The organism is Streptococcus sp. HMSC062B01 (genome assembly GCF_001811085.1).
Lineage (GTDB): Bacteria > Bacillota > Bacilli > Lactobacillales > Streptococcaceae > Streptococcus > Streptococcus gordonii.
The window spans coordinates 1-23,697 of sequence record NZ_KZ672777.1; the positions used below are offsets into that span (position 1 = coordinate 1).

The following is a 23,697-nucleotide window of genomic DNA, read 5'->3' on the forward strand; positions in this document are numbered from 1 at the left end:
TAAGGTTGGTTTTGAAGCTGGTTGCTTCACCACTGTGGATGTCGACATTGCCTGTTTGACTTGCTCGGTAGGCCTTGTATTTACTACCGAGATGACCAATAGTACGACCAATCATTTGACTGGTTGCTAGGTTTGTCAAGGCCATCTGAGGGTCTTCCATAAAGTCATGCCCAAACTGAGCCGCATCATAGACGTTTGCACTCATATGAGCAAACTTCTCAGCAGCTAGGAGAGACTCCGAAGCTGTGGTGCCTGCTACCTTAGTAGCTGTGGATAGACCACCAGACGCCAGTGTCGTAACTGCCTCAGCTCCTGCCCACCACCGTTGCTCTGTTGAGAATACATCTCCAGAGATCGTCTCTCCAACTCCTGCTCGATAGAGTGCTTCTCCTCCTAAGAGAGCTGTACCTGTCCCAAATGCTACTGGTGCTAGGGTGCCTCCCGAAGCAATACTACCTACAACTAACAAGCCAACACCAACGATTTTAACACCGTTTTCTACCCAGCCAAGCCACTGTTCATTGTCCTTGGACCAAGTAGACTTAAGACGCTTGTACTCCCCCATTTCGGTTGGATAGAAGCTATCCACCAACTTTCTATCTGTCAGGTCCTTAATCTTATTATAGGTTTCTTTGTCTGACTGTTCAAGTTCTTTTAGACGCTGTTTGGCAACTTTTAGCTTTTCATTGTATTTAACTGCAGCGGCAGGGATCGGACTTTTATCACTATTTAGAATATCAGATAAGGTAAAATGTTTGGTTTCTGTTGACGTCTGCTCTACCGGCCCAGCCAACCCACTGTTTATATAGGTTGTTGTTGTTTCTTCATAGGTTAAATGATCTGACTTGTATTGGTTTTTCCCTTCATTGACCTTATTGAGAGCTTCTACTGCATCTTCAAGACCACTGATATACTTATTCTCGATATTCTGAACAACTTCGCGATGAATATCCTTCAGAGCATCCATTATTTTCAGGACTTTATGTTCGGCTTCAAGAAAGTCTTTTTCTGGCATTTCCTTGCCCAGAGTGGCACCTCCTTGAGCAATATAAAGGTCAGCCAAGTCATTATCTTGGACGATGGTTGCGGCTTTAGAAATATCATTGAGCAAGTCAACAACTTGTTGAACATTGTTCTCCATGATGCCCAAATTTTTGCCCTTTTCAAAATCACTTTTATTTGTATAATATTCTGTCATCAAGCTCCCCCTTCATTGGTTCGTCCACTGTAGAGGATAGCATCTTCTGATTTTGGCCCTTTATAATCAGGTTTAGACTGAGTTTCTTTTATATTCTTACGCGTCAACTCAAAGGCCTGTTGAGGATCTTGTTCCAGTGCTTTTCGTGTCTCAGCGTCAAGCTCTGGATTCACCAAAGCTGCATTGACAATGTCCGCAGCTAATAGTTTATCTGTATCAATCATCGTTCGATAAGTCGTCTGGATATGATTAAATAGGAGTTCAGTCAAGGATTGAAAAGTTTGGGCTTTCGCTGTAAATCTATTCAATGATAGTTCGTTTACTCTAGACTGAAGAGAGCCTTCTTTACAGACTGCTGGTACTTTTTCAACCAATCCCTGCAACTTAATGGTCAGATCTGTTGTACTCGTGACCAACTCACGCGCCGCTAACAAGAGCTCCTCTTGCTCTGTCAAGGAAATACTAATCTTTGGCATGGCTCTATCCTCACTTTCAACTGCTTGATAATCTCTTTTTCCATTTCCCCCGTGCTTACGGATCGAATCCTTTCTTCCAGCATATCATACTGGTAAATACCAGACGGAGCCTCCAAATAGAGATAGGCTGTAGTTTTTTTCTTACCAGAATACGTTAAAACATTCAGCGCTGGTTTATTCCCATAGTATATCAACAAGCGCTCATCAGAATAGGGTCTCCAAGAAGAAGCTAACGGATTCACATCTCTACTTGGATTCTGGTCGCTTAAAAAGTCGTGGAGTTGAATCGTCATTCCAAGAAAATGAAAACTATGGATCCGATTCACAGTATATGCGTTATCACCAACCTTTTCGATAACAATATGATACCAGCGATTCGAATCTACTAACTGAGCACAATAGAAATGCTGATCTATCTCACAGTGTGAAAAGGCTTTTTGATACTGCTCAAGATAAATACCTCTTGCCATACATGCTGTCGTTGGATCGTTATTTTCATCAATCAATCCCATATTTCTAAGGTCTTCATAGCCTTGTTCCAAAACTTGCTTTAGTTGTTTTAGCTTTTCTTCCTCTGCTATTTCTGGTAGAGGTAGAAGGAAAATCTCCTCACTAAAACCATTATTGCTAATCATATGCAAGGCATACAATGCTTCTAATGAAAAATTCATATACTATCTATTTCCTTGATCTTATTTGCATCTTTTATGTGATAAAAAAGAGTCTCCAAACCATCTGCTGCTTCGTGCAATTCACCTACAGCATCCGCAAAGTCAGCTTGATATTGCAGGATAAAATCTTTTAAACCTAAATACTTCTCTTTTGTTTCACCAGACCAGAGAGATTCTTTTTGAGACAAAGCTCTGATCTGGGTAGGAATTGTCGAGTTGATAAGATTATGCACACTCTTAAGCTGGGAAATTAAATCATTTAGTTCACTATCATCATAAAGAATTGTATCATGTGCAAAACGGTCCTTAATATCATTAATATTTGTATCCATTAATTAAAAAAATCCTCCAAATACTTCAGCCCAATTTTCATCTATTCCCAAACGATCAAATCCTTTTTTGTCTTTATTGTACTCTGTTCTAATCTCGTCCATCTGACTTTGAAGAGAAGCAATTTGAGTATTCAACTCATTATAAAGATCCATAAAAGAAGAGTTTGAATTTTGAACAAAATCGACATACTCTTGAAGTATATTTCGATTTGTCTTTAATTTACTTGAAGCATTTTCTATATAAAAGTAACCACTTTTGCTATCAATCTTTTGGGTAATATCGTCAATATAATTAATGTATTCATCCATCTCCGATGTTGAACGCTTATAGTTTAAATTATTATTTTCAATGCCCTGAACAACCTTCTTGTATCGGTCTCGTTTAGCCTTGATACTATTGTATTGACTTCTTAATGCAGCATCGCTTGACATAAACTACCTTGCCTTTCTTTTATTTGTATTAGTTTACCATAAATACAGAAACATTTACACTACGACCCGACATTATGGGTCTTAAATAAACATTTTTACCAGTCAGACAATTTAATTTTTCATTTCATATTTTCAATCGGCTCTGCTACTTCAGGTAGTGTTGCTTTCTGCTGGTCTGCTAGATGTAGCTTTTCCTGCACTGCCTCAGCTACTGCTCGTGGTACGCCGACTTCGACGATCTCGTCAACACTGGCTTCTTTAATCTTAGTTAGAGATTTGAAGTGTTTCATGAGATTTTGCTTGCGTTTTGGTCCCAATCCTTCAATACCATCTAGCTGCGATGAAAAGGAATTTTTAGAGCGGAGCTGGCGGTGGAAGGTAATAGCGAAGCGGTGGACCTCATCTTGGATACGCTGAAGTAGGAAAAATTCCTGCGAATTGCGGGATAATTCTACCACTTGCAAAGGATCGCCAAAAAGCAATTCATGAGTCTGGTGCTTGTCATTTTTTTGCAGTCCAGCGATGGGAATATCTAGTCCCAGCTGCTCCTGAATAACTTCTTTAGCGACATTGACCTGACCCTGTCCACCGTCAATGATAATCAAATCAGGCGGAGTCAGTCCATCCCGAATCACCCGACTATAGCGTCGCTTGATGACCTCTCGCATACTGGCGTAGTCATCAGGTCCCACCACAGTCTTGATCTTATACTTGCGATAGTCCTTCTTGCTTGGTTTACCATTGACAAAGACTACCATAGCCGATACAGGACTGGTCCCCATGATGTTAGAGTTATCAAAAGATTCGATACGAACAGGCGTTGGAATATTAAGAAGCTGCCCTAGATTCTCAATAGCACCTTGGGTCTTTTCAATAGATTTCTCCAAGAGGTCAAACTTCTGCTGAAGACTGACTCGAGCGTTCTTGATAGCCAGATTGACCAGCTGTTTCTTCTCACCTCGCTGGGGCTTAAGCACCTTGGTATCTACCAAAGCCTTCACAGCCTCTTCGTCAATATCTGCCGGAATCAAAATTTCATTGGGCTTGAGGTGGGATTTTTCCTGATAAAATTGTCCAATATAGGTCAAGAAATCCTCGTCCGGATCATTGTAATAGGGAAAAAGATTGACATCACGCTCGATTAGCTTTCCTTGGCGGACAAAGAAGACCTGTACGCACATCCAGCCCTTGTCCACATAGTAGCCAAAGACATCACGATTCTGCAAATCCTTGGCCATGACCCGCTGCTTGGTTCGCAGGGTGCCAATGGACTGAATCAAGTCGCGGTACTCCGCCGCCTTTTCAAATTCCATGGCTTGCGCTGCGCCAGCCATTTTCCCCCGTAAATCCTCAATAATCTGGTCATCCTGCCCCTTGAGAAAGGCCGCTACCTCCTGGGCTAGATCCTTGAAATACTGGCTGTCTACCTGACAAATAGTGTGGGCCTTGCACTGCCCCAGATGATAGTAAAAGCAGACTTTCTCAGGCGGATTGGTACACTTACGGAAAGGAAAGAGTCGATCTAAAAGACGCTTGATTTCATTGGCAGCGCCGACATCAGGGTAGGGACCAAAATAAAGTCCACCATCCTTTTTGACTTGGCGCGTGATAATCAGGCGCGGATAGGTTTCATTGGTAATCTTGATAAATGGATAAGACTTATCGTCCTTGAGCATGATATTGTACTTGGGCTTGTTTTCCTTGATTAGATTAATCTCCAGAAGCAAAGCTTCAATATTAGACTCAGTAACAATAAACTCAAAATCGATAATCTCTGATACCAGAGCCTCCGTCTTGGTATCATGACTACCACGGAAATAAGAACGAACCCGGTTGCGAAGATTCTTGGCTTTGCCGACATAAATAATAGTACCGTTTTTGTCTTTGTGAATGTAACAGCCAGGACTGGTCGGCAACAGTTCCAGCTTTGATTGGATTAGCTTATTCATAGGTCTATTATAGCAGAAAAGAGGCCGAACGCCTCTTCTTATTGTATCAATAAATCCAACAAGTCTTGATAAGATTGGAGAATGTAGCTTGGTCTAGCCTGTGTTTGGTTAATCAGTCCCTTCGGATTATACCAAGCCGTATCAATTCCAGCATTGTTACCGCCGGCAATATCAGCAGTCAATGAATCCCCAACCATCAAAGCCTGACTCTTATCAAAAGCTGGTATCTGCTCTGCTATTTTTTCATAAAACAAAACTTCAGGCTTCTGAGTCCCCATCTGTTCCGAGATGAAAATATGGTTAAAATAAGGAGAAATGTCGGAATGGGCTATGCGGCCAGTCTGAATAGCCGTGATGCCATTGGTCGCTCCGTAAATCTCATAATCAGCTTCTGTCAGACTGTCCAACAACTCGCTAGCACCAGCGTATGTTTGGCCTTGCTGAGCAATATGTTGCTGATAGAGGAGGGCCAACTCGGCACCATCCTTCTCAATGCCAAAATGAGCAAAAAGACGAGAAAAGCGCGTATTGACAAGCTCAGGCTTGGTGATTTTCCCCTGCTCCAAATCCCGCCAAAGGCCCTTGTTCATGGGAATATAATAGTCTTTGTAGATCTGAATCTCCGTCACGCCCTGTTCCTCCAAAAACTGAGTCAGGGCAATGTCTTCTGCCGTATCAAAATCCAGCAGCGTATGGTCAAGGTCGAAAAGTAGAAATTTGTATGACAAGGTTGAAATCCTTTCTGTAACTGTAGTAGCTTCATTATACCACAAGCCACAAAAAAACGAGAGTGGGACAGAAATCGGTAATTCGTTAGAATTCGATTTCGTCGTCCCACCTCCGCACAGTTGAGTAGGGCTGTAAAAGCTGATGGAATCAGCGTAGTAGAGCCCACTCAACCACTGCGTCTTGCTCGACAATCCAAAGACAATTGAGAGGCTAGGACTTTTGTCCCAGCCTCGATTCACATTTTATTTCACCACTGGAATCCAAAGTTCCATTTGATAATCTGGGGAATACATGTCTCCCTCGGTGTAAACTTCAAAATCTGATGCTCCTGAGTGGCGATAGCCAGTTTCTGGGCAAAAGACTTCCAAAACGTATTTCCAAGCATTGTGAATGCTAGCTGGTATAGCCCCCTTAACTGGTACGATAGCATATTCAGCTTCTGCGATTTCCCTGATTGACAGACCTAGTTCTTCTGCTTTAGCTTTATCCGTCACATCATAAGCAGCCATATAGTTGATAATTTCGCCTTCTTTGACATCCGAGCAGATGCCAAAGGATTGACCACTGCCCAGATTCTCTAGGCTTTCAAGGCTATGATTGGCATAGAGTTGATCCCAAGCAGTTGGGCACTGGCTATTGTCAATAGCTTCCAATAGGACGCCTGCTACGGTAAAAGCAGGTTTCTTTTGAATCTTGATATCCATGTTTTTTCCTCCTGTAATCTTTAAGGATAATTGAAGTCTAGGAAAGACCCGATAAGGTTTTCCATTTCGAACTTCTGAGGGGGTCGCACCATGGAATTTCTTGAAGGCTGCGCTGAAGGCATCCGCAGACTCATAGCCGTATTTCAGTGCTATGTCAATGACTTTCTCAGAGCTTTCCCGTAAGTCCGTCACAGCTTCTGACAACCTGCGATTGCGCAAGTATTCCGCCAAAGTCATATCTGCTAAGATAGAAAAGAGCCTGCTAAAGAGAGCATAAGAATAGCCTGATAGCTGCTGAAATTTCTGCAAATCCACTTCTGCGTCTAACTTACTTTCCAGGTATTCCATGGTTCGATTGAATTGATGCATCATATTCTTTTTACCTCACAAAAGATACTAAGGCCGTTAAAAACAAAGTGAAAATAAGAAAATTAACGGAGGGGCTCCTGCTCCGAGAAAATCTTATCTTTTTCACACAGCTTTTTGGCCATGTTCAATTCTAACTATAGTCTAGCAGATCTAAGGTACTTCCGCCCTAGAATTTTTGTACAAGATTTAGAGGGGAACTCTACAACCTATCCCGCAGCTTCTCCACAAAGAGATAAGCCGCTGGGCAGGTCAGGGTATTTTTAATTGTCAGATGATTAATCTGATGAATCTTCTTACGGTCTGTATGGGGAAATTCTCGGCAGGCCTTTGGACGGACATCGTAGATCGAGCAGAGATTGTCTCCACCTAAAAAAGGACAAGGCATAGACTTGAAGACCTTGTCACCGTCTTCGTCTACCTGTAGAAATTCCTCTTCAAAAGCCGGAAGCTTCATCTTAAAATACTTGGCAATACGGACAATATCGGCTTCCTTAAAGTCTGGTCCCAGCGTCTTACAACAATTGGCGCAGGCTGTACAGTCGATCTCTTCAAAGACCTCATCATGAATTTGCTGGGCAATCTTATCGAGGTTTTTTGGTGGTTTTTTCTTGAGACTGGCTAAAAATTTTCGATGCTCTTTCTGCTTTTGCAGGGCTAGTTGGTGGTACTTTTCAAGATCGATTTCTTGAGACATATTTTACTTTCTAATTATCTTTTTAGTGTTTATCATCAACACATCAAAAAATGAGATAACCCTCAGTCAATCTCATTTTTCTGAGTCTTTTAGATCTTAGCATTTGAATTTTTTTCGTCGAGACTCCATGTATCCTTCATGTTTTCCAAGAAGTCATTGATAGTTTCTTTGTCACCTTCAATGGACAGTATATAGACTTTATCATCCTTTTGGAAAACCAATGTATTAGCAAGTTGTCCTGACTTTAAAATGATGTTAAGTTGAAATGCTTCTTGGCCAGATACGGTATTCTTAGTTCCCCACATCTTTTCAAGATTATCTTTTTGACTCCAATTATAGGCGACGCGTTGAGCAATCGTTTCTGCATTGAAGGTCTCCCCCTCACCTACTTCTGCCTCTGCCTTAGAAATAGCATTCATGGTAACGATATTATAGGTAGAGCCATCTGTATATTGAACGAGTCCCTCAACATCTACATCGACAAATTTAACCCATTTACTTGGGATATCGATATAGCCAAACTCAGGGGAGCCAACACGTTTTCTTTCTTGATTGGCTTTGCTCTTGCTTTTTTTAGAAGAAGAGTCTGTACTCTCTTTTTTGACCTGAACACTTGAACTGGTCGATGAGCTCGTTTGTTCACTTTTTTGTTGAGATTTTGCACAAGACATAAGTGTAAGTGAAGTCAGTACAAGGACTGCACCAAGTAAGTACGATCGTTTCATGATTTTCCTCCTTTTTGGAACATATTACCTAGGGATTCAAGAGATTATTCATCATCCATACTCAAGACACTGAGGAAGGCCTCTTGTGGAACTTCGACAGATCCGATAGCTTTCATCCGCTTTTTACCGGCTTTTTGTTTTTCTAGGAGTTTGCGCTTCCGGGAAACGTCACCACCATAACACTTGGCCAAGACATTTTTACGCAAGGCCTTGATGTCTGTCCGAGCCACGATTTTCTGTCCGATAGCGGCCTGAATTGGTACTTCAAACTGCTGACGAGGAATGATTTTCTTGAGCTTGTCTACAATCAGCTTACCACGCTCATAGGCAAATTCCTTGTGAACGATAAAGCTGAGAGCATCAACCTTATCGCCATTGAGGAGAATATCCATCTTCACCAGCTTGGACGAGCGGTACTCAGAGATTTCATAGTCGAAGCTAGCATAGCCACGGGTAGAGGACTTGAGCTTGTCAAAAAAGTCAAAGACAATTTCAGCAAGCGGGATTTGATAGATGACATTGACCCGATTATCATCAATATAGTCCATGGTCACAAAGTCACCTCGCTTGCGCTGAGCCAGCTCCATCACAGCTCCGACAAATTCCTGTGGCACCATAATCTGCGCCTTGACATAAGGCTCCTCGATGGAATCAATCTTAGTCGGGTCCGGAAACTCGCTCGGATTGGACACATCAATTGAAGCACCATCTGTCATATTGACCTTATAGATAACGGACGGAGCCGTCATAATCAGATCAATATTAAACTCACGCTCCAAGCGCTCCTGAATGACATCCATATGCAGCAAGCCCAAGAAGCCACAGCGGAAACCAAATCCTAATGCCTGAGATGTTTCAGGTTCAAACTGCAGACTAGCGTCGTTTAACTGGAGCTTTTCGAGTGCTTCACGTAAGTCATTGTATTTATTGGACTCGATTGGATAGAGTCCTGCGAAAACCATCGGGTTCATCTGCTTGTAGCCGTGCAGAGGTTCTGCGGCTGGATTATCCGCCAAGGTCACTGTATCTCCGACTCGGGTATCCTGCACCGTCTTGATAGAGGCTGCGATATAACCAACATCTCCTGTCGCTAAGAAATCGCGGCCAATAGCCTTAGGCGTAAAGATGCCAACCTCAGTCACGTCAAAGGTCTTGCCATTGCTCATGAGCTGAATGGTATCTCCCGGCTTGACCACACCGTCCATAACCCGCACTTGCAGAATTACCCCACGATAGGCATCATAGACTGAGTCAAAAATCAAGGCTTTGAGTGGTGCTTCTACACTTCCAGTCGGAGCTGGAACTTTTTCTACTATTTGTTCAAGGATTTCTTCAATCCCGATACCGGCCTTGGCAGAAGCTAATACGGCTTCGCTAGCATCTAGCCCAATCACATCTTCAATCTCAGCTCGCACCCGTTCTGGATCCGCAGCTGGCAGGTCAATCTTATTGATAACCGGCAGGATTTCCAAGTCATTGTCAAGCGCTAGATAGACATTAGCCAAGGTCTGAGCTTCAATCCCCTGAGCTGCATCAACGACCAAAATAGCTCCTTCACAGGCTGCTAACGACCGCGATACTTCATAAGTAAAGTCCACGTGTCCCGGAGTATCAATCAAATGGAAAATATAGGTCTCCCCGTCCTTTGCGGTATAATTGAGCTCGATAGCATTGAGCTTGATGGTGATACCACGCTCGCGCTCCAAGTCCATGCTGTCTAAGAGTTGGGCTTGCATTTCCCGGCTGGAAACTGTCTCCGTCGCCTCCAAAATCCGGTCAGCCAAGGTTGATTTGCCGTGGTCAATGTGGGCAATGATGGAGAAATTGCGGATCTTCTCCTGACGTTTTTTCAAATCTTCTAAATTCATTTTTCTCATCCTTTTAGGGTATTCTATTTATTATAACACAAGACCCGCGATTTTTCCTATAGACTCGGACTTTATCCATAAATTATGCTATACTTATCACAGATTAATATTGGAGATAAACAATGATAAAATTACTTGTACTTGATATGGATGGAACTCTCTTGAATTCTCAAAAAAAGATTTCCCAAGAAAATATCTCTGCTATCCACAAAGCTATAAAGGCTGGTGTGAAACTGGTCCTTTGTACAGGTCGTCCTCCTTTTGGTGTTCGACCATATTACGAACTTTTAGGCCTCGCCCAAGAAGATGAATATGTGATTGTCGACAATGGCTGCGCCATCCACCGAACAAGTGATTGGGCAGTGATAGACTCAGTCGCCTTGGATAAGCAAGATATCCATTATCTCTATAGCTTAACCCATGATAGCTCCATCCAACTTACCTTATTTGATGAGGAACACTATTTCGTTGTCGGAGAGACACCAAGCCCTATCGTAGTTCGAGACACAGGCTATGTTTTTACCTCACCCACTGAAATCAGCCTTGAGGAGGCAGTTAGTGGTAAGTATACGATGTTCCAGGCCATGTTCTTAGCTGAAAAAGAGACAGTCGATTTCTTTGAAGAAAAATATGCCTCTGATATCTGCCAGCATTTCAGCGGTGTACGCTCACAGGATGTGATTTATGAAGTTATGCCAGCAGGTGTCACCAAAGCATTTGCATTAGAAAGATTAGCCCAAAAATTAAATATCAAAGTTGAGGAAATCATGGCTCTTGGCGACGCCAACAATGACCTTGAAATGCTAAAATTTGCAGGTCTAGGTATTGCCATGGGGAATGCCAGCGACTATGTTAAATCACTCGCTGATAACGTCACTGACTCCAATGATGAAAACGGGGTTGCAAAAGCTATTGAAAAATATCTTCTAAACTAAAAAAGTAGGCGAGACCAACCAGTAAGGTAGGTCATCATCTACTTTTTTTCTATGTTCATCTGTAGTTCTTATATCCTTTATATGATTTTTTACTCAAGTTGCCTAAAAAGCCTGAAAGTCGCTTGACGACTGGCTTAGCGTTGGTTACAATATAGCTACAATTTATTTCTTGATACTGTTTTCCAGTTATAAGAGAATAATATAACCTTAACCTTTCCAGGAGGAATCTATGAAGAAAATTTCACTCTATAGTTTAACTGCCCTATCATTTATCGTCTTAGCTGCATGCTCTGCGAAGTCAACTGAAGAAACATCCTCATCATCTTCTTCAGAAGTTACTTCATCAGTATCTACTGCCAAAAAAAGCAAATCAGCTGGTACTTCTCAAGAAGATGTTATCAATGAGCTGAAATCAATATTTGATCCAAATGGAAATTCGAAAGATTTTGATATTAAAGTTGAAAAAGATGTAAAAGACGAAGCTTTCCCGAATGGACATACCGTCATTACAGCTTCTATCAAAGGTGATACAGCTGCTGGAACAAAGGAAATGATGGATGCTTTTGATAATAAAACCGCTACAGAGGAAGACAAACAAATTCTGCAAGGTTTCCGCCAGACTATTGCTGACATCGCACAAAAATTACCAGATGACACCACAACCATTGCTTTTCAATATGAGACCAAACCAAATGAATATCGTGTGATTGCTCATTCTGGTAAAACCAAAGACATCATTCCTACAACAGTTAAATAAGTGACTCCTTCTCTTTGCCATCCCTAGTTCAGTGGCAAAGAGTTTTTTTCTGATTTTAAATAACATCCCCTGTCCAAGATCTCATGCCTCCTGAAACATTAACAACATCATAGCCTTTCTTTTTAAGCTTTTTCGCTGCTAATCTGCTACGGACACCTGAGTGACAAATCACATAAAGCTTTTCTTCTTTTGACTGAGAATAGTGACCGATTTGACCTAAAGGAATATTCTGGGCTCCCCTGATGTGACCTTTGCTATATTCGGATGGGGTTCGAACATCCAGTAGCTTAATATTCGTCTTCAACCTTTTCTCTAATTCTGCTGTTGAAATACTTTCAACTTTTGTAAAAAAATGGAACATATGCCCTCCGATTTAATTTTTATAAAAACTATTCAATCATTTCAATACTATAAAGTCAAGGAAACGGTTTCTCCCACCATCTTATTTATTAAGATACAGTTATCAAAATAAAAAAACAGGCTCTCTGATTTCTCAGAAAGCCTTTTGTTTAGTGGTTTTATAACCTTATTTAGCGATTGGGTAAACAGAAACTTGTTTTTTATCGCGTCCTTTGCGTTCAAAGCGAACTACGCCTTCAACTTTTGCAAACAAAGTATCGTCTCCACCGCGGCCAACGTTTACACCTGGATAGATGTGAGTTCCGCGTTGACGGTAAAGGATTGAGCCACCTGTAACAGTTTGACCGTCAGCAGCTTTAGCACCAAGACGTTTCGCTTGTGAGTCACGTCCGTTAGATGTAGAACCTCCACCTTTTTTGTGGGCGAATAATTGCAAGTTAGCAAGATTCATTTTTAACATAATGTTTTTCCTCCGTGTTAGTTTTCTGTGATAACTCTTGTTTGGACGAACTCTGATGAGTTCTCCGATAGGTTTGCCATTCCTAAGAAAAAGGATTCAAAGAAAAGCTGAGTCATTTCTCTCTGGTTCGGTGCAATATCTTTTGGGATTTCAACCCGTAAGAATCCACCTTGATCTTCGTTTAATTCTAAGGTCGGTTCATAGCCCGCAAATTTTTCAATTGAATTGACAAAATTTATGGCAAGCGTCGAAACCGATGCACACACGACATCAAAGCCGTATTCGCCACTTCCGGCGTGTCCAGTAATCTCTGCACATCTCAGTTCGCCATCCTCAGCTCTCTCAAAGACTGCGTGTATCATGTGTTCTCCTGAAAATTAAGCGTTGATCGCGTTGATGACAACCTTAGTATATGGTTGACGGTGACCTTGTTTACGGTGACTGCCTTTTTTAGGTTTATATTTGAAAGTAACAACTTTCTTTTGTTTACCTTGTTTTTCAACAGTTCCGACAACAGTAGCTCCGGCAACAAGTGGAGTTCCGACAACAGTTTTTTCACCACCAACAAGAACAACTTCTTCAAAAGTAACATCTTGACCAGCTTCAACGTTCAATTTTTCAACGTAGATTGCTTGACCAACTTCAACTTTAACTTGTTTTCCGCCAGTTTTAATGATTGCGTATGTGCTCATTATGCACCTCCTATGATTTTTTTTGGGGTTTCCCCCGTATTTTTGTGAAGACTCGCCTAGCATCGTGGGACGAACCACTTTATACTCACTATGTGAGCAACGATGTTCGTGCGGTTGCACAGGAATGTGCATAGTCAACTCTCTAAGTATAGCACTTCTCTTCCCTTTTGACAAGCCTTTTTACCCAATGAAAACGGATTTTCAAGTAAATAGCCTCATTCTTTACTTCCATTTATTTCAAATATACAATCTGCCCTTCTTGATTGACATGAACCTCAATAGCTATCGGAGGCTTCAAATGTTTTTTAGCTGATCTGGCAAGACTTTTATTACTATCTGAAACATTGACCTTTCGCTCTTTCCCATCAACCGTAATAGTGAAGGTAATTCGAGAATAGGTAGACTTGCTTCCTCCTGTCTCCGTATCAACACCAGTAACTAAAGCCGTTTTTAGCTCGGTTGTCTGATTAGTAAAATAATGATAGCGCCAGATACCATTGGCCATTCGATAGCCTTCATAAGCAGGAAAGATAATAAATATAGGAAGAGAGCCAATTATTGTAACAAAAATAGCTCTGCCCTTACTTTTATGGCTTTGACGTATGATTATCCATTTATTTCTCATGGCCCTCTTGACAGAGCCAGATTTCTTAATATCTTTATGATATCCCCAAAATAAGAAAGCATACAAGCTTAGGAAAATCTGGAAATGAACAAATAGACCAAGTAAATAAGTCCAACTGGGTATTCCAAACAGCAAAGCATTATCTTGTCCATCTTTCCAAGACAATGCTCCCATGAGCCCACTCAAAAAGGAATCCCATTCGTTCATAAATACCCCCTCTTATCTTCAGCATCAATGGATATAATTCCAGATTCTTTCAGTAAAAAGCTACTTCTAAACTCCTATAACAAGTCCTCAATCAGCTCGTCAACTTCATCAGTTTCTGCTTGTGGTCTGATCTCAGTAATCATGATGCCTGCAACGGCACGCTCTACCAAACCTTCAACATCTAAGCGAAATTCGTACTGCTCCGCATTCTTGATTTTCGGATTGGTTTTAGGCCGGTCTGGTGCAAAAATAGTACAGCAGTCTTCAAATGGCTGGATAGAAATTTGGAAAGTATCGATTTTTTCTGCAATCTCAATGATTTCCAGCTTGTCCATGGTCACGACTGGACGGATAACCGGTGTATTGGTTACAGCATTGATAGCCTGCATACTCTCGATAGTTTGACTAGCCACCTGACCTAGACTTTCTCCGTTGATAATGACTTGAGCCCCCCGTTCCTCCCGAATCCGATCCGTAATACGCATCATAAAGCGACGAGTCAGGGTCATCAGGTAGGATTCAGGAGCCTTGGCCTTGATTTCCTCTTGAATCTCTGTGAAAGGAACTTCGATAAACTGGATGTTGCCACCAAACTTGGTCAGTTTTCGTGTCAAATCTTGAGCTTTTTTCAACGCACCTGGACTGGTGTAAGGCGGACTGGCAAAGTGAACCGCCTCGATATCTACACCACGCTTGAGAGCCAGATAACCAGCCACTGGTGAGTCAATCCCACCCGACAGCATGAGCATGCCTTTGCCTGAAGTGCCGACTGGCAGTCCCCCAGCACCACGAATCGTCTCATAAGAGATATAGGCCGCTTCTTCTCGGATCTCGACGCGAAGCTCGATGTCTGGCGCTTTCATTTTAACCTGAACATTGGGAATAGCCTCAAAAACAGCATCGCCAAGCGTCTGGTTAAGCTCACGGCTATCTAACTCAAAGCTGTGATCACTGCGCTTGCTGGTAATCTTAAAGGTCATGCCTTCCTGATAGACTTGCTTCATGATGGTTTGAACAGCTTCAATCAAGGCTGGTACAGACTTTTTAACCCTATAAGATGGAGAGAAATTCTGAATCCCAAAAATCTGCTTGAGTGATTCAGCGACCGGCTGATAGTCTGTTCCATGCAGATAGATATGAGTGCGGTCACGGTCAGCCTTGACATGAACCCGTGGATAGATTGATAAGACTGATTGGATATTGCGTTTGAGTTTGTTGATAAAGCGCATGCGGTTCTTGCCCTTGGTTGAGAGCTCACCGTAGCGTACCATAATTTCTGAATAATGCATTGTTTACCTTACTTTTCTAGTTTTTTCGTAAATGATTTTAAAAGTTGTCAAAAACTGCTCCATCTGGCTCATATCATTGTCAAGATCCAAACTGATACGGACAGCCGTTTGAGCGATAGACTTTTCAACCCCCATAGCGATTAGGGTTCCTGCTGGCTTTCCAGCCTTAGAAGAGCAAGCGCTGGTAGTCGAGATATAAATCTCGTAGTCTTCAAATGCATGAACGACAACTTCGCCACGCACTCCCTTGATACCAAAGGTTAGTATATGGGGCGCAAAATCTTCCATGTCTGAGAAAATCATCACATCTGGATACTTCTGCAGCTCTTCAAGGAGAATCTTCTTCATCTGAGTCGTCCTCTGGGCAAATACTTCTTGCCTTTCCATAGACAAACGCAGGGCCTTGGCTGTCGCAGCAATGCCAGCTAAATTCTCCGTCGTTGAGCGTTTGTCCGACTCCTGACCTCCACCAGTCAAAAGCGGACTGATTTTCTTGCCAGACTTGATATAGACAAATCCCACACCCCGAAGACCATGAAATTTATGACTGGAAAATGTCGCAAAATCCACGCGATCCGTCAGATAAGCAGCTGTTGGAATCTTCGTAACAGCCTGTACAGCGTCCACATGAAAGGAAATAGTCGGCTTGTCTGCTAGCAGTTCGGATATTTTCTGAATGGGTTGAATACTGCCAATTTCATTATTGACAGCCATGATAGAGACTAGTGTGGTGTCTGGTCGAATCAACTCCGCTAGCTTGTCTACATCAACAAAACCTGCCTTGTCCACTGGGGCAAAATCTATTTCAAACCCTTGACTCTGTAGCCAGAGGGCTGATTCTTTAACCGCGGGATGCTCAATGTTGGATACGATGATGTGTTTTCCAAAGGGAATCTTTTCAAAAGCAACTCCTTTAAGCACCCAGTTGTCTCCTTCTGTCCCTCCAGACGTAAAAAAAATCTCCGACGAAGACTTGCCCAAAAGCTCTGCAATTTGCCTACGTGAAGCTTCTAAGAGACGGGTTGCCTGACTGCCTAAACTGTGCAGACTGGAAGGATTTCCCCAGATTTTAGAAGCAACCTCTGTGTAAGTGGCCAAAGACTCAGGATAAGGTCTTGTTGTCGCTGAATTATCTAAATAAATCATGTTCTTTCCTCTAAAATTCAATACTCCTATTGTAACACGAAAGAGAAACAGGAACAAGAAAGAAAAAGCCCTAAATTCAAGAAGAATCTAGGGTATGTTTTAAAAGTCGTAAAATTCATGTAGCAGAGCAAAAAGTTCTTGTTGCTGAGCCATCAATATTTGACCGATACTAGTGGATTTAATCAGAGTTCGCTGTTCAACATTTTCAATAACTTTCTTTAAAGAAGTCTGGGCAAAAGGGGCTTCTACTACCTTTTGGGCATTTTGGAAGGGTTGGTGGGTTACCAGTTGAAAACCGTAAGAATTATTCAGCAAAGAATATCCTGCTGTTCCAGTCTTTTCTTGATAAGCTTCACACAAACCGCCATCAATGACGAAGAGCAAGCCACCGCCACGAATAGGAGATTCTCCCTTGCCTGTCTTGACTGGAGTATGGCCATTGACCATTCTAGACTCCTGAGAAAAGAGGCCGAATTCTTCTAAAATCAATTGACAAATTTTCTCAGAATTACGATAAGAAAAATAAGAATTTTCCACTTCCTTGTGGGTTTCCTTATCCTCGATAAAATAACGTTCTAAAGTGGTCATCTTATCTTTCCCAAATAGAGGGGACAATTTGCCTCTCCAACAATACCAAATTAAGTCTGTCGAAAAATCATCGCCGATTTCTTTATTCTTTGCTGCTTGGCGAATATGGTATTCAAAGAAATCCAGCAATTCTCTTCCTACATAATGCGCTTGATGAATCATAAGAGGTTGAAACTCTCCAGAAGGTTCAAGAGGAATACAGCCATGAAAGAGCAAATGTTGGTTGTAAATCTTATACATTGAACCCTTTTTCATGAGCAGGTTGATATGTTCAGCCAGCTTGAGTGATTCTTGGAAGGAAGCCAACATACTGTCAACTGCTTGCGCTTCTTCTGGACTTAATTCTGATGGATTTGTTGGATCAATAGTTTGAAAACAAGTATTAATCAAAGGATGTTTTTTATCATCGATCGTCAGACATTCTTCCCAGTAATCAATTTTATCCAAGGTAACCTGGTCCTCCATCTGGAACTCAGGGCGTCTTTTTATTAATTGACTTTCTAGCTTAAACTGTATTATGGTAAGAGCTTGATGAACCTTTTCCAACTGTAAAATTTCTTCAGCAGTGAAATCGTCTTCTCTATGTCCCAGAATAGGTCTAAACTTAAGATTGGCCTTATAGGTTCTATCCGCAAATAGTGTTAAGGCTCGAAGATTTAAGCCATACGCCTTTTCGATATCCCACAGATAACCATAGCGTGCTGCAATACGCAAGGCATTGAGCATGCAGGCTTTAGAGCCGAAAAAGCCTCCCATCCAAATAATATCGTGATTTCCCCACTGAATGTCTAAAGAATGAAAATGCAAGAGTTCATCCATGACTTGAGGACTACCAGCCCCTCTATCAAAAATATCTCCCACTACATGCAAGTGGTCAATCAATAAGCGACGGATACTGCCAGATATCCCCAGAATAAAAGGAACAGCTTCGCGTAGCTCAATGACATAAGACAGAATATTTTCGAAGTAAGATTTTTTATCCGCTAAAGCAGTATCACTATAAACCAATTCTTCAATAATATATGCATATTGAGGGGGCAAGGCCTTTCTTAGCTTGGAGCGACTGTACTTGGCCGCTGCAAAGGTCAGCAAGCTTAACAGCTGAGGGATGGTGTCCTTGTACCAGTCTCTGCTTTTATTGCTTTCTTTCAAGACAAGTTCTGGATAGGAAACCAAAGCTGATAGTCTGTTTTTATCATCTTGTGATAAAGAATCCCCGAAGCAATCCTTAATTTTTTCATTAAGAATACCAGCACAGCTTCTTAAAATATAGTCAAAAGCCTCGAATTCTCCATGAATATCACTGATGTAAAGCTCTGTCCCTTTAGGAAGGTTTAAAATTGCTTCAAGGTTGGTTAGTTCTGTAATAACCTTTTGCCGAGAGTCAAATTCTTTCAGTAAAATACGCTTATATTGCTCCATATCTGCCCTCCAACGCTCTAACCTATTTATGAAAAACAGTTAACTCTTCATTCGCTTAGTTCAGTTTCTTTAAATGCTCTTCGATCAAGAAAGCTGTCTCTTCAATTGATTTATCTGACATATTAATGATCTGAGCTCCATATTTTTTAAATACGGTTTTAGAATAGTCCAATTCCTGATAAATTTTTTCCAGATCTGTATAGCTGGTTTCTTGGGTCAAGCCTAAAGAGTCGAGACGGTGACTACGAATTTTCGCTAATTTTTCTGGCTCACACACAAGACCAATTAGACGTCGAGAATCAACTTTTTCCAAAACCTGAGGCAGAGGAACTTCTGGGATTAAAGGAAGATTTGAAACCTTGTACCCTTTATTAGCCAAGTAAATGCTAAGAGGTGTTTTCGAAGTGCGGGAAACACCCAATAGGACTATATCTGAATCTAAAAATCCTTGTGGCGCTTTACCATCATCATATTTGACCGCAAATTCAATAGCTGAAATTTTATTAAAGTATTCGCTATCTAAACGATGAAGGGTCCCAGGCACTTCAATCGGGTCAGTTCCAGTCTTTTCCTTGATAATTTCAAAAAATGGATGCATCAAATCCAAATAGGACAGACCGTGAGCCTGACTAAACTCTCTAGCCACAGAGGCTAGCTTTCCATCAACCAGAGTACTAATAACCAGGGCATCATCCTTGATGGCATCACGCAAAATATCTAACAGTTCCTCCTCTTTGTTAATAAAAGGAAAACGATAGCTGTTATTAAAAATGATATCCGGATACTGAGCTGTAACTGCTGACAGCAACTTTTGCGAAGTCCCACCCAATGAATCTGAAACACTATAAACAATCATTTCTTTTTTCATATTTATTCCTCTTCTCTATTCACCTCAGCGCTTCGAGCTTGCTGAATAATATAATCCAACAAGGCTGACTTGGTCACGCTTCCTAAAATTTTACGCTCATTCTCCTCGTCCACTATTGGCAACGAATCTATGGCATAATCTTGAAGGAGGGCAGCAGCTTCTAAAATATTCATATTCTTGTGACATGTTTTAATATGGGGCATCCTAGTCATACAAACTGCTACAGGTGTACTATTGATATTAGAATTGAGTGAAGCCCTCAGAAGATCTTTACGCGACATAATTCCAAGGAGAAGCTTTTCTTCATCAATGACATAGAGAACATCTGCATCATACATAAAGAGAGTAATAATAGCATCCTGAATATAAGAATCATGGCTTACCAAGACTGGAGAAGTCATAATCTCTGCTACTTCTTTTCGAAAAGTATCAAAAAAGAAAAGTGTTTCAAGATCAGTGCCAGAATACGTGTAACCAACTTTCGGAGTAGCCTTTAAGATTCCAACCAAGGTTAGAAAGGAAAGATCTGACCGTAATGTAGCCCGAGAAATATCCAGTAGCTCCGATATTTTCTCACCGCTCAAAGGCTGCTGAACTTTAACAATTTCTACAATTTTCTTTTGTCGTTCGCTTAATTTCAATTAACATAAAACCTTTCTGTATTCTATAATGATAAAAATAAATAATGGATATTATTGGCATATTTAAATTAAAAGTTTTTATATAATCATCATTTTTGTTACACATTATATCAAAAAAATTAAATATGTCAACAAAAAAACTGCATGTTTTTTGTTTGACAAGCATATATGATGTATATTACAATGTATTTGTCTTTTAATATGACACATATTAAATCAATTTGGAGGCAGATATGACAAAATGGATTTATTCCTTCGAGGAAGGAAGTGCGAATGACAAAGCTCTCCTTGGTGGAAAAGGAGCCAATTTAGCAGAGATGAGCAATTTGGGATTGCCTGTTCCTCCAGGTTTTACCATTACTACAGAAAGCTGTATCAAGTTTCTCGAAAATCCTGATTTCTTTGATTCCTCTTTAAAAGATCATGTTTTGAAAGCGATTACTATCCTTGAGAGGAAAACGAATAAATCTTTTAATGGAGAGAACTCTGACTTGCTTTTAGTCTCCGTTCGTAGCGGTGCAAAATTCTCCATGCCAGGAATGATGGATACCATTTTGAATCTTGGGCTCAATGATCATCGGACACAAATATTAGCCGAACAGACTAATCCTGACTTTGCCTACAACTGTTACCGACGTCTTCTTCAAATGTTTGCAGATGTTGTATATGGTATTCCTAAAGAACTTTTTGATACTTTATTAGAAAATTTTGAAAAGAACCAGAATAAAAGCCTTAAAGAATTGTCAATTGCTGAGCACCAAGACTTGGTTAAGCAATATAAAGAAATTTACCATCAAGAAAATAAGAATTTTCCAGAAAATCCGATAGAGCAGCTTTACGCTGCTATTCAAGCTGTTTTTAAGTCCTGGAATAATAATCGAGCTAAAATTTACCGTGATTTAAATCACATTTCTCATGATTTGGGAACAGCTGTAAACGTTCAAGCCATGGTTTTTGGAAATAGTGATCAAAACAGTGGAACTGGAGTCTGTTTCACTAGGAACCCTGCTAGCGGTGAAGCTGTATTATTCGGTGAATTTTTACTGAATGCCCAAGGAGAAGATGTGGTCGCTGGCATACGGACTCCAGAACCTATAGCTGCATTAGAAAAAGCTCAACCCCAAGCCTATAAAGCCTTTAAGGACTACGCTAGCATTCTTGAAAACCATTATAAAGAAATGCAGGACATTGAATTTACTATTGAGAAAGGGAATCTTTATATCTTACAAACTAGAAATGGTAAACGTACTGCCAAAGCCTCATTAAAAATTGCGTTAGATTTAGTAGACCAAGGTATTATCAGTAAAAATGATGCCCTCTTAAGAGTATCTCCTGCGTCTATTAGTCAGCTCATTCATCCTGTCTTTGAAGATACAGCATTACAAAAAGCTTCTTTCATAGCCCAAGGTTTGCCAGCTAGTCCTGGAGCTGCTACTGGTGAAATAGTCTTTACAGCTGATCGAGCTAAAGAACTAAACGATTTAGGAAGAAAAGTCATTTTAGTCAGACAGGAAACTTCTCCAGAAGATATTGAAGGAATGGTGGTCAGCCAAGCTATTGTAACCAGTCAAGGTGGTATGACCTCTCATGCAGCCGTTGTCGCTAGAGGAATGGGAACCTGCTGTGTCGCTGGATGTGGAGAACTAAGCATTCGCGAGGAATGCAAGACACTTTCATGTGGAGGTCTTACCCTTACTGAAGGAGATATCATTTCTGTTGATGGTAGTTCAGGTTGCATTTATAGCGGAGAAATCCCAACCGTCCTAGTTGAAAATAATCAAGATCTACAGCGTCTGCTTTCTTGGGCTGATGAAGTTGCTCGTCTGAAAGTTCGAGCAAATGCTGAGACTGTCAAAGATTTGGAAACAGCTATGAAATTTGGTGCTCAAGGGGTTGGACTGGCCCGTACTGAACATATGTTTTTTGGTCAAGACCGGATCCTAGAAATGCGTCGCCTCATTCTCGCTGACAACGAAGAGGAGATTAAGATAGCCCTCAAGCTACTTTTACATTTCCAAGAAGAAGACTTCTACCAAATGTTCCAAGCAATTCAGGATAAACCGATGATTATTCGCCTTTTAGATCCACCAATGCATGAATTTTTGCCTAAGGATCCTCAGGAAATAAAGCTTTTAGCCGAAAAATTGCACAAGTCACCAGAAAAGTTAGCCCGTCAAATCGAGAACTTGCAGGAAAGTAACCCTATGCTAGGACATCGGGGATGCCGTCTGGGAATTACTCAGCCAGAAATTTACAAAATGCAGGCTGAGGCTATTTTTAGTAGTGCCATTAGACTGCATCAAGAAGGACTTAAAATCAATCCAAAAATTATGATCCCTTTGATAGCAGATAAAAAAGAACTGGACTTTGTTAAATCATATCTAAATGAACATATCCAGTGTCTCTTCAATGAGTATGAACAAAAGCCCTTCCCATATGAAATTGGTACTATGATTGAATTGCCACGAGCTTGTCTGACTGCTGACAAGCTGGCTCAGGAAGCTGATTTCTTTAGTTTTGGGACCAACGACTTGACTCAAATGACCTATGGCTTCTCTCGGGATGATATAGGAAAATTTATTGGCCATTATAAAAAGAAAGACATTCTCTCATCCGATCCATTCCAAAATATTGATAAGGATGGTGTTGGTGAGTTAATGAGAATTGCAGTCAACAAGGCTCGCCAAGTAAAACCAAATTTATCCATTGGTATTTGTGGTGAGGTTGGCGGAGATCCTGCTTCTATTTCTTTCTTCCAGGATATCGAGGTTACCTACGTTTCCTGTTCGCCTTATAGGGTCCCTGCAGCTAGACTTGCCGTTGCGCAAGCTGTTCTACAAGAGGGAAAAAATTAAAATTCTTTATGGGTATTTAAAAAGGCTGGGACAAAGAATTCCCAGCCTCACTTTATGATAAAAGCCACGTTTCCCTAAGCAGGATTTCTTTTATTATCTTGAAAATTTACCCAGACATCTCTTATCATCAAACTTCTTGGCTAGAGATAAAAGAAAAAACCTACTGACTGCGTTTTCAAATATAAAATTTTTATTTTTTTAAGACATTTTAAAATAAAAGACGTATAATGGAAAATATGAAATGAACTTGAATTCATATTTAGTTTTTGCAAAGGAGTTTGAAAAACATTATGACCAACTATTCTCGTCAAAATAAGAAAACAAATAAAGATAATCAGGAAGCTGGAAAAGCTGGGCGCCATATCAAAAAAGGCCTATCTGCTTTTCAGAAAACCTTAACCTTGATTGGTAGTGTGCTGGGTATTATCACAGCGACTATTACTATTATGAATGCAATGAAGTCCAATGATCAAAAGAAATCAGAGACCAGTTCTTCTGCTCAAACGACTACTATCATCAAGGAAGTCGAAAAAGAGACGACTACTGCATCTACTTCTGAGGCCACTGAGACCTCCACACAAGAGAGTTCAGTTGCAACTAGTACGGAGACCAGTTCGAGTTCTTCAAGCAACGGCACTACTTCTTCTAGCCAGTCTGAGACAAGTGCTAGTAGCAGCGAGCAGGAAAATCAACAATAAAATGAGC

The 23,697-nt window shown here is 40.9% G+C and carries 24 protein-coding genes, 1 pseudogene and 1 other annotated feature; of the genes and pseudogenes, 4 read left to right on the plus strand and 21 right to left on the minus strand.

Annotation, left to right across the window (positions count from 1 at the left end; all coding sequences use genetic code 11):
* The 11 genes and pseudogenes from HMPREF2780_RS02705 to lepA all read right to left on the minus strand — a co-directional run.
* A pseudogene (locus HMPREF2780_RS02705) lies at positions 1-1,198 on the minus strand (hypothetical protein); the annotation flags it as partial.
* Positions 1,198-1,674, minus strand: a complete 477-nt coding sequence (locus HMPREF2780_RS02710) for a hypothetical protein (protein ID WP_048778624.1) — start codon at positions 1,672-1,674, stop codon at positions 1,198-1,200. The gene HMPREF2780_RS02710 and the pseudogene HMPREF2780_RS02705, both read right to left, overlap by 1 nt.
* Positions 1,650-2,345: a hypothetical protein gene (locus HMPREF2780_RS02715; protein ID WP_048778621.1), complete on the minus strand. Its 696-nt coding sequence runs from the start codon at positions 2,343-2,345 to the stop codon at positions 1,650-1,652. Before HMPREF2780_RS02715 ends, HMPREF2780_RS02710 begins: the two co-directional genes overlap by 25 nt.
* The gene (locus HMPREF2780_RS02720) at positions 2,342-2,677 is read right to left on the minus strand and encodes a hypothetical protein (protein WP_048778619.1); all 336 of its coding nucleotides are present in this window, start codon (positions 2,675-2,677) and stop codon (positions 2,342-2,344) included. The genes HMPREF2780_RS02715 and HMPREF2780_RS02720 overlap by 4 nt, the downstream gene beginning before the upstream one ends.
* A 3-nt stretch (positions 2,678-2,680) precedes the next feature.
* The gene (locus HMPREF2780_RS02725; RefSeq protein WP_048778616.1) at positions 2,681-3,109 is read right to left on the minus strand and encodes a hypothetical protein; all 429 of its coding nucleotides are present in this window, start codon (positions 3,107-3,109) and stop codon (positions 2,681-2,683) included.
* A gap of 119 nt (positions 3,110-3,228) precedes the next feature.
* Complete coding sequence (gene uvrC / locus HMPREF2780_RS02730) at positions 3,229-5,058, minus strand: excinuclease ABC subunit UvrC (RefSeq protein WP_105026092.1); 1,830 nt, start codon at positions 5,056-5,058, stop codon at positions 3,229-3,231.
* A 38-nt stretch (positions 5,059-5,096) separates the two neighbouring features.
* A complete protein-coding gene (locus HMPREF2780_RS02735) occupies positions 5,097-5,786 on the minus strand; it encodes a pyrimidine 5'-nucleotidase PynA (protein WP_105026093.1) in 690 nt (229 codons plus the stop codon).
* 243 nt (positions 5,787-6,029) lie between these two features.
* Positions 6,030-6,863: an AraC family transcriptional regulator gene (locus tag HMPREF2780_RS02745; RefSeq protein WP_105026094.1), complete on the minus strand. Its 834-nt coding sequence runs from the start codon at positions 6,861-6,863 to the stop codon at positions 6,030-6,032.
* A 196-nt stretch (positions 6,864-7,059) separates the two neighbouring features.
* Positions 7,060-7,554, minus strand: a complete 495-nt coding sequence (locus tag HMPREF2780_RS02750; RefSeq protein ID WP_045773754.1) for a YkgJ family cysteine cluster protein — start codon at positions 7,552-7,554, stop codon at positions 7,060-7,062.
* Between the two features lie 89 nt (positions 7,555-7,643).
* Positions 7,644-8,279, minus strand: a complete 636-nt coding sequence (locus HMPREF2780_RS02755) for a hypothetical protein (protein ID WP_048778607.1) — start codon at positions 8,277-8,279, stop codon at positions 7,644-7,646.
* A gap of 44 nt (positions 8,280-8,323) precedes the next feature.
* Complete coding sequence (gene lepA, locus HMPREF2780_RS02760) at positions 8,324-10,147, minus strand: translation elongation factor 4 (protein ID WP_105026095.1); 1,824 nt, start codon at positions 10,145-10,147, stop codon at positions 8,324-8,326.
* Between the two features lie 122 nt (positions 10,148-10,269).
* On the opposite strand from lepA, the gene HMPREF2780_RS02765 reads away from it, so the two are divergent.
* Together HMPREF2780_RS02765 and HMPREF2780_RS02770 are read left to right on the plus strand one after the other, a co-directional pair.
* On the plus strand, positions 10,270-11,082 hold the full coding sequence (locus tag HMPREF2780_RS02765; RefSeq protein ID WP_105026096.1) for a Cof-type HAD-IIB family hydrolase: 813 nt from the start codon (positions 10,270-10,272) through the stop codon (positions 11,080-11,082).
* 229 nt (positions 11,083-11,311) lie between these two features.
* Positions 11,312-11,839, plus strand: a complete 528-nt coding sequence (locus tag HMPREF2780_RS02770; RefSeq protein WP_061598695.1) for a hypothetical protein — start codon at positions 11,312-11,314, stop codon at positions 11,837-11,839.
* A 55-nt stretch (positions 11,840-11,894) separates the two neighbouring features.
* On the opposite strand, the gene HMPREF2780_RS02775 is transcribed toward HMPREF2780_RS02770, so the two are convergent.
* The 10 genes from HMPREF2780_RS02775 to HMPREF2780_RS02820 form a co-directional block, all read right to left on the minus strand.
* Positions 11,895-12,200, minus strand: coding sequence for a rhodanese-like domain-containing protein (locus HMPREF2780_RS02775; RefSeq protein ID WP_061583500.1), 306 nt, complete (start codon positions 12,198-12,200; stop codon positions 11,895-11,897).
* A gap of 165 nt (positions 12,201-12,365) precedes the next feature.
* On the minus strand, positions 12,366-12,659 hold the full coding sequence (gene rpmA / locus HMPREF2780_RS02780; RefSeq protein ID WP_003032879.1) for a 50S ribosomal protein L27: 294 nt from the start codon (positions 12,657-12,659) through the stop codon (positions 12,366-12,368).
* A gap of 17 nt (positions 12,660-12,676) precedes the next feature.
* The gene (locus HMPREF2780_RS02785; protein ID WP_012000277.1) at positions 12,677-13,021 is read right to left on the minus strand and encodes a ribosomal-processing cysteine protease Prp; all 345 of its coding nucleotides are present in this window, start codon (positions 13,019-13,021) and stop codon (positions 12,677-12,679) included.
* Between the two features lie 15 nt (positions 13,022-13,036).
* Positions 13,037-13,351 carry a 50S ribosomal protein L21 gene (gene rplU, locus HMPREF2780_RS02790; RefSeq protein ID WP_061595824.1) on the minus strand — a complete coding sequence of 105 codons (315 nt, stop codon included), beginning with the start codon at positions 13,349-13,351 and terminating at the stop codon, positions 13,037-13,039.
* Between the two features lie 38 nt (positions 13,352-13,389).
* Positions 13,390-13,477: a sequence feature (ribosomal protein L21 leader region), on the minus strand.
* A gap of 106 nt (positions 13,478-13,583) precedes the next feature.
* The gene (locus HMPREF2780_RS02795) at positions 13,584-14,183 is read right to left on the minus strand and encodes a hypothetical protein (protein WP_061598693.1); all 600 of its coding nucleotides are present in this window, start codon (positions 14,181-14,183) and stop codon (positions 13,584-13,586) included.
* Positions 14,184-14,257: 74 nt separating this feature from the next.
* Entirely contained in the window at positions 14,258-15,472 is a 1,215-nt protein-coding gene (gene thiI, locus HMPREF2780_RS02800) for a tRNA uracil 4-sulfurtransferase ThiI (protein ID WP_061598691.1), read from the minus strand.
* A gap of 3 nt (positions 15,473-15,475) precedes the next feature.
* The gene (locus HMPREF2780_RS02805; RefSeq protein ID WP_061598689.1) at positions 15,476-16,618 is read right to left on the minus strand and encodes a cysteine desulfurase family protein; all 1,143 of its coding nucleotides are present in this window, start codon (positions 16,616-16,618) and stop codon (positions 15,476-15,478) included.
* A 99-nt stretch (positions 16,619-16,717) separates the two neighbouring features.
* Positions 16,718-18,628, minus strand: a complete 1,911-nt coding sequence (locus HMPREF2780_RS02810) for a fructose-bisphosphatase class III (protein WP_061598688.1) — start codon at positions 18,626-18,628, stop codon at positions 16,718-16,720.
* 55 nt (positions 18,629-18,683) lie between these two features.
* The gene (locus HMPREF2780_RS02815; RefSeq protein ID WP_012000271.1) at positions 18,684-19,496 is read right to left on the minus strand and encodes a pyruvate, water dikinase regulatory protein; all 813 of its coding nucleotides are present in this window, start codon (positions 19,494-19,496) and stop codon (positions 18,684-18,686) included.
* A gap of 2 nt (positions 19,497-19,498) precedes the next feature.
* Positions 19,499-20,137 carry a CBS domain-containing protein gene (locus tag HMPREF2780_RS02820; RefSeq protein ID WP_012000270.1) on the minus strand — a complete coding sequence of 213 codons (639 nt, stop codon included), beginning with the start codon at positions 20,135-20,137 and terminating at the stop codon, positions 19,499-19,501.
* 233 nt (positions 20,138-20,370) lie between these two features.
* Between HMPREF2780_RS02820 and ppdK the strand changes: the two genes are divergently transcribed.
* Both ppdK and HMPREF2780_RS02830 read left to right on the plus strand, forming a co-directional pair.
* Entirely contained in the window at positions 20,371-22,992 is a 2,622-nt protein-coding gene (gene ppdK / locus HMPREF2780_RS02825) for a pyruvate, phosphate dikinase (RefSeq protein WP_105026098.1), read from the plus strand.
* 290 nt (positions 22,993-23,282) lie between these two features.
* The gene (locus HMPREF2780_RS02830; protein ID WP_105026099.1) at positions 23,283-23,690 is read left to right on the plus strand and encodes a DUF6556 family protein; all 408 of its coding nucleotides are present in this window, start codon (positions 23,283-23,285) and stop codon (positions 23,688-23,690) included.
* Positions 23,691-23,697: the final 7 nt, after the last annotated feature.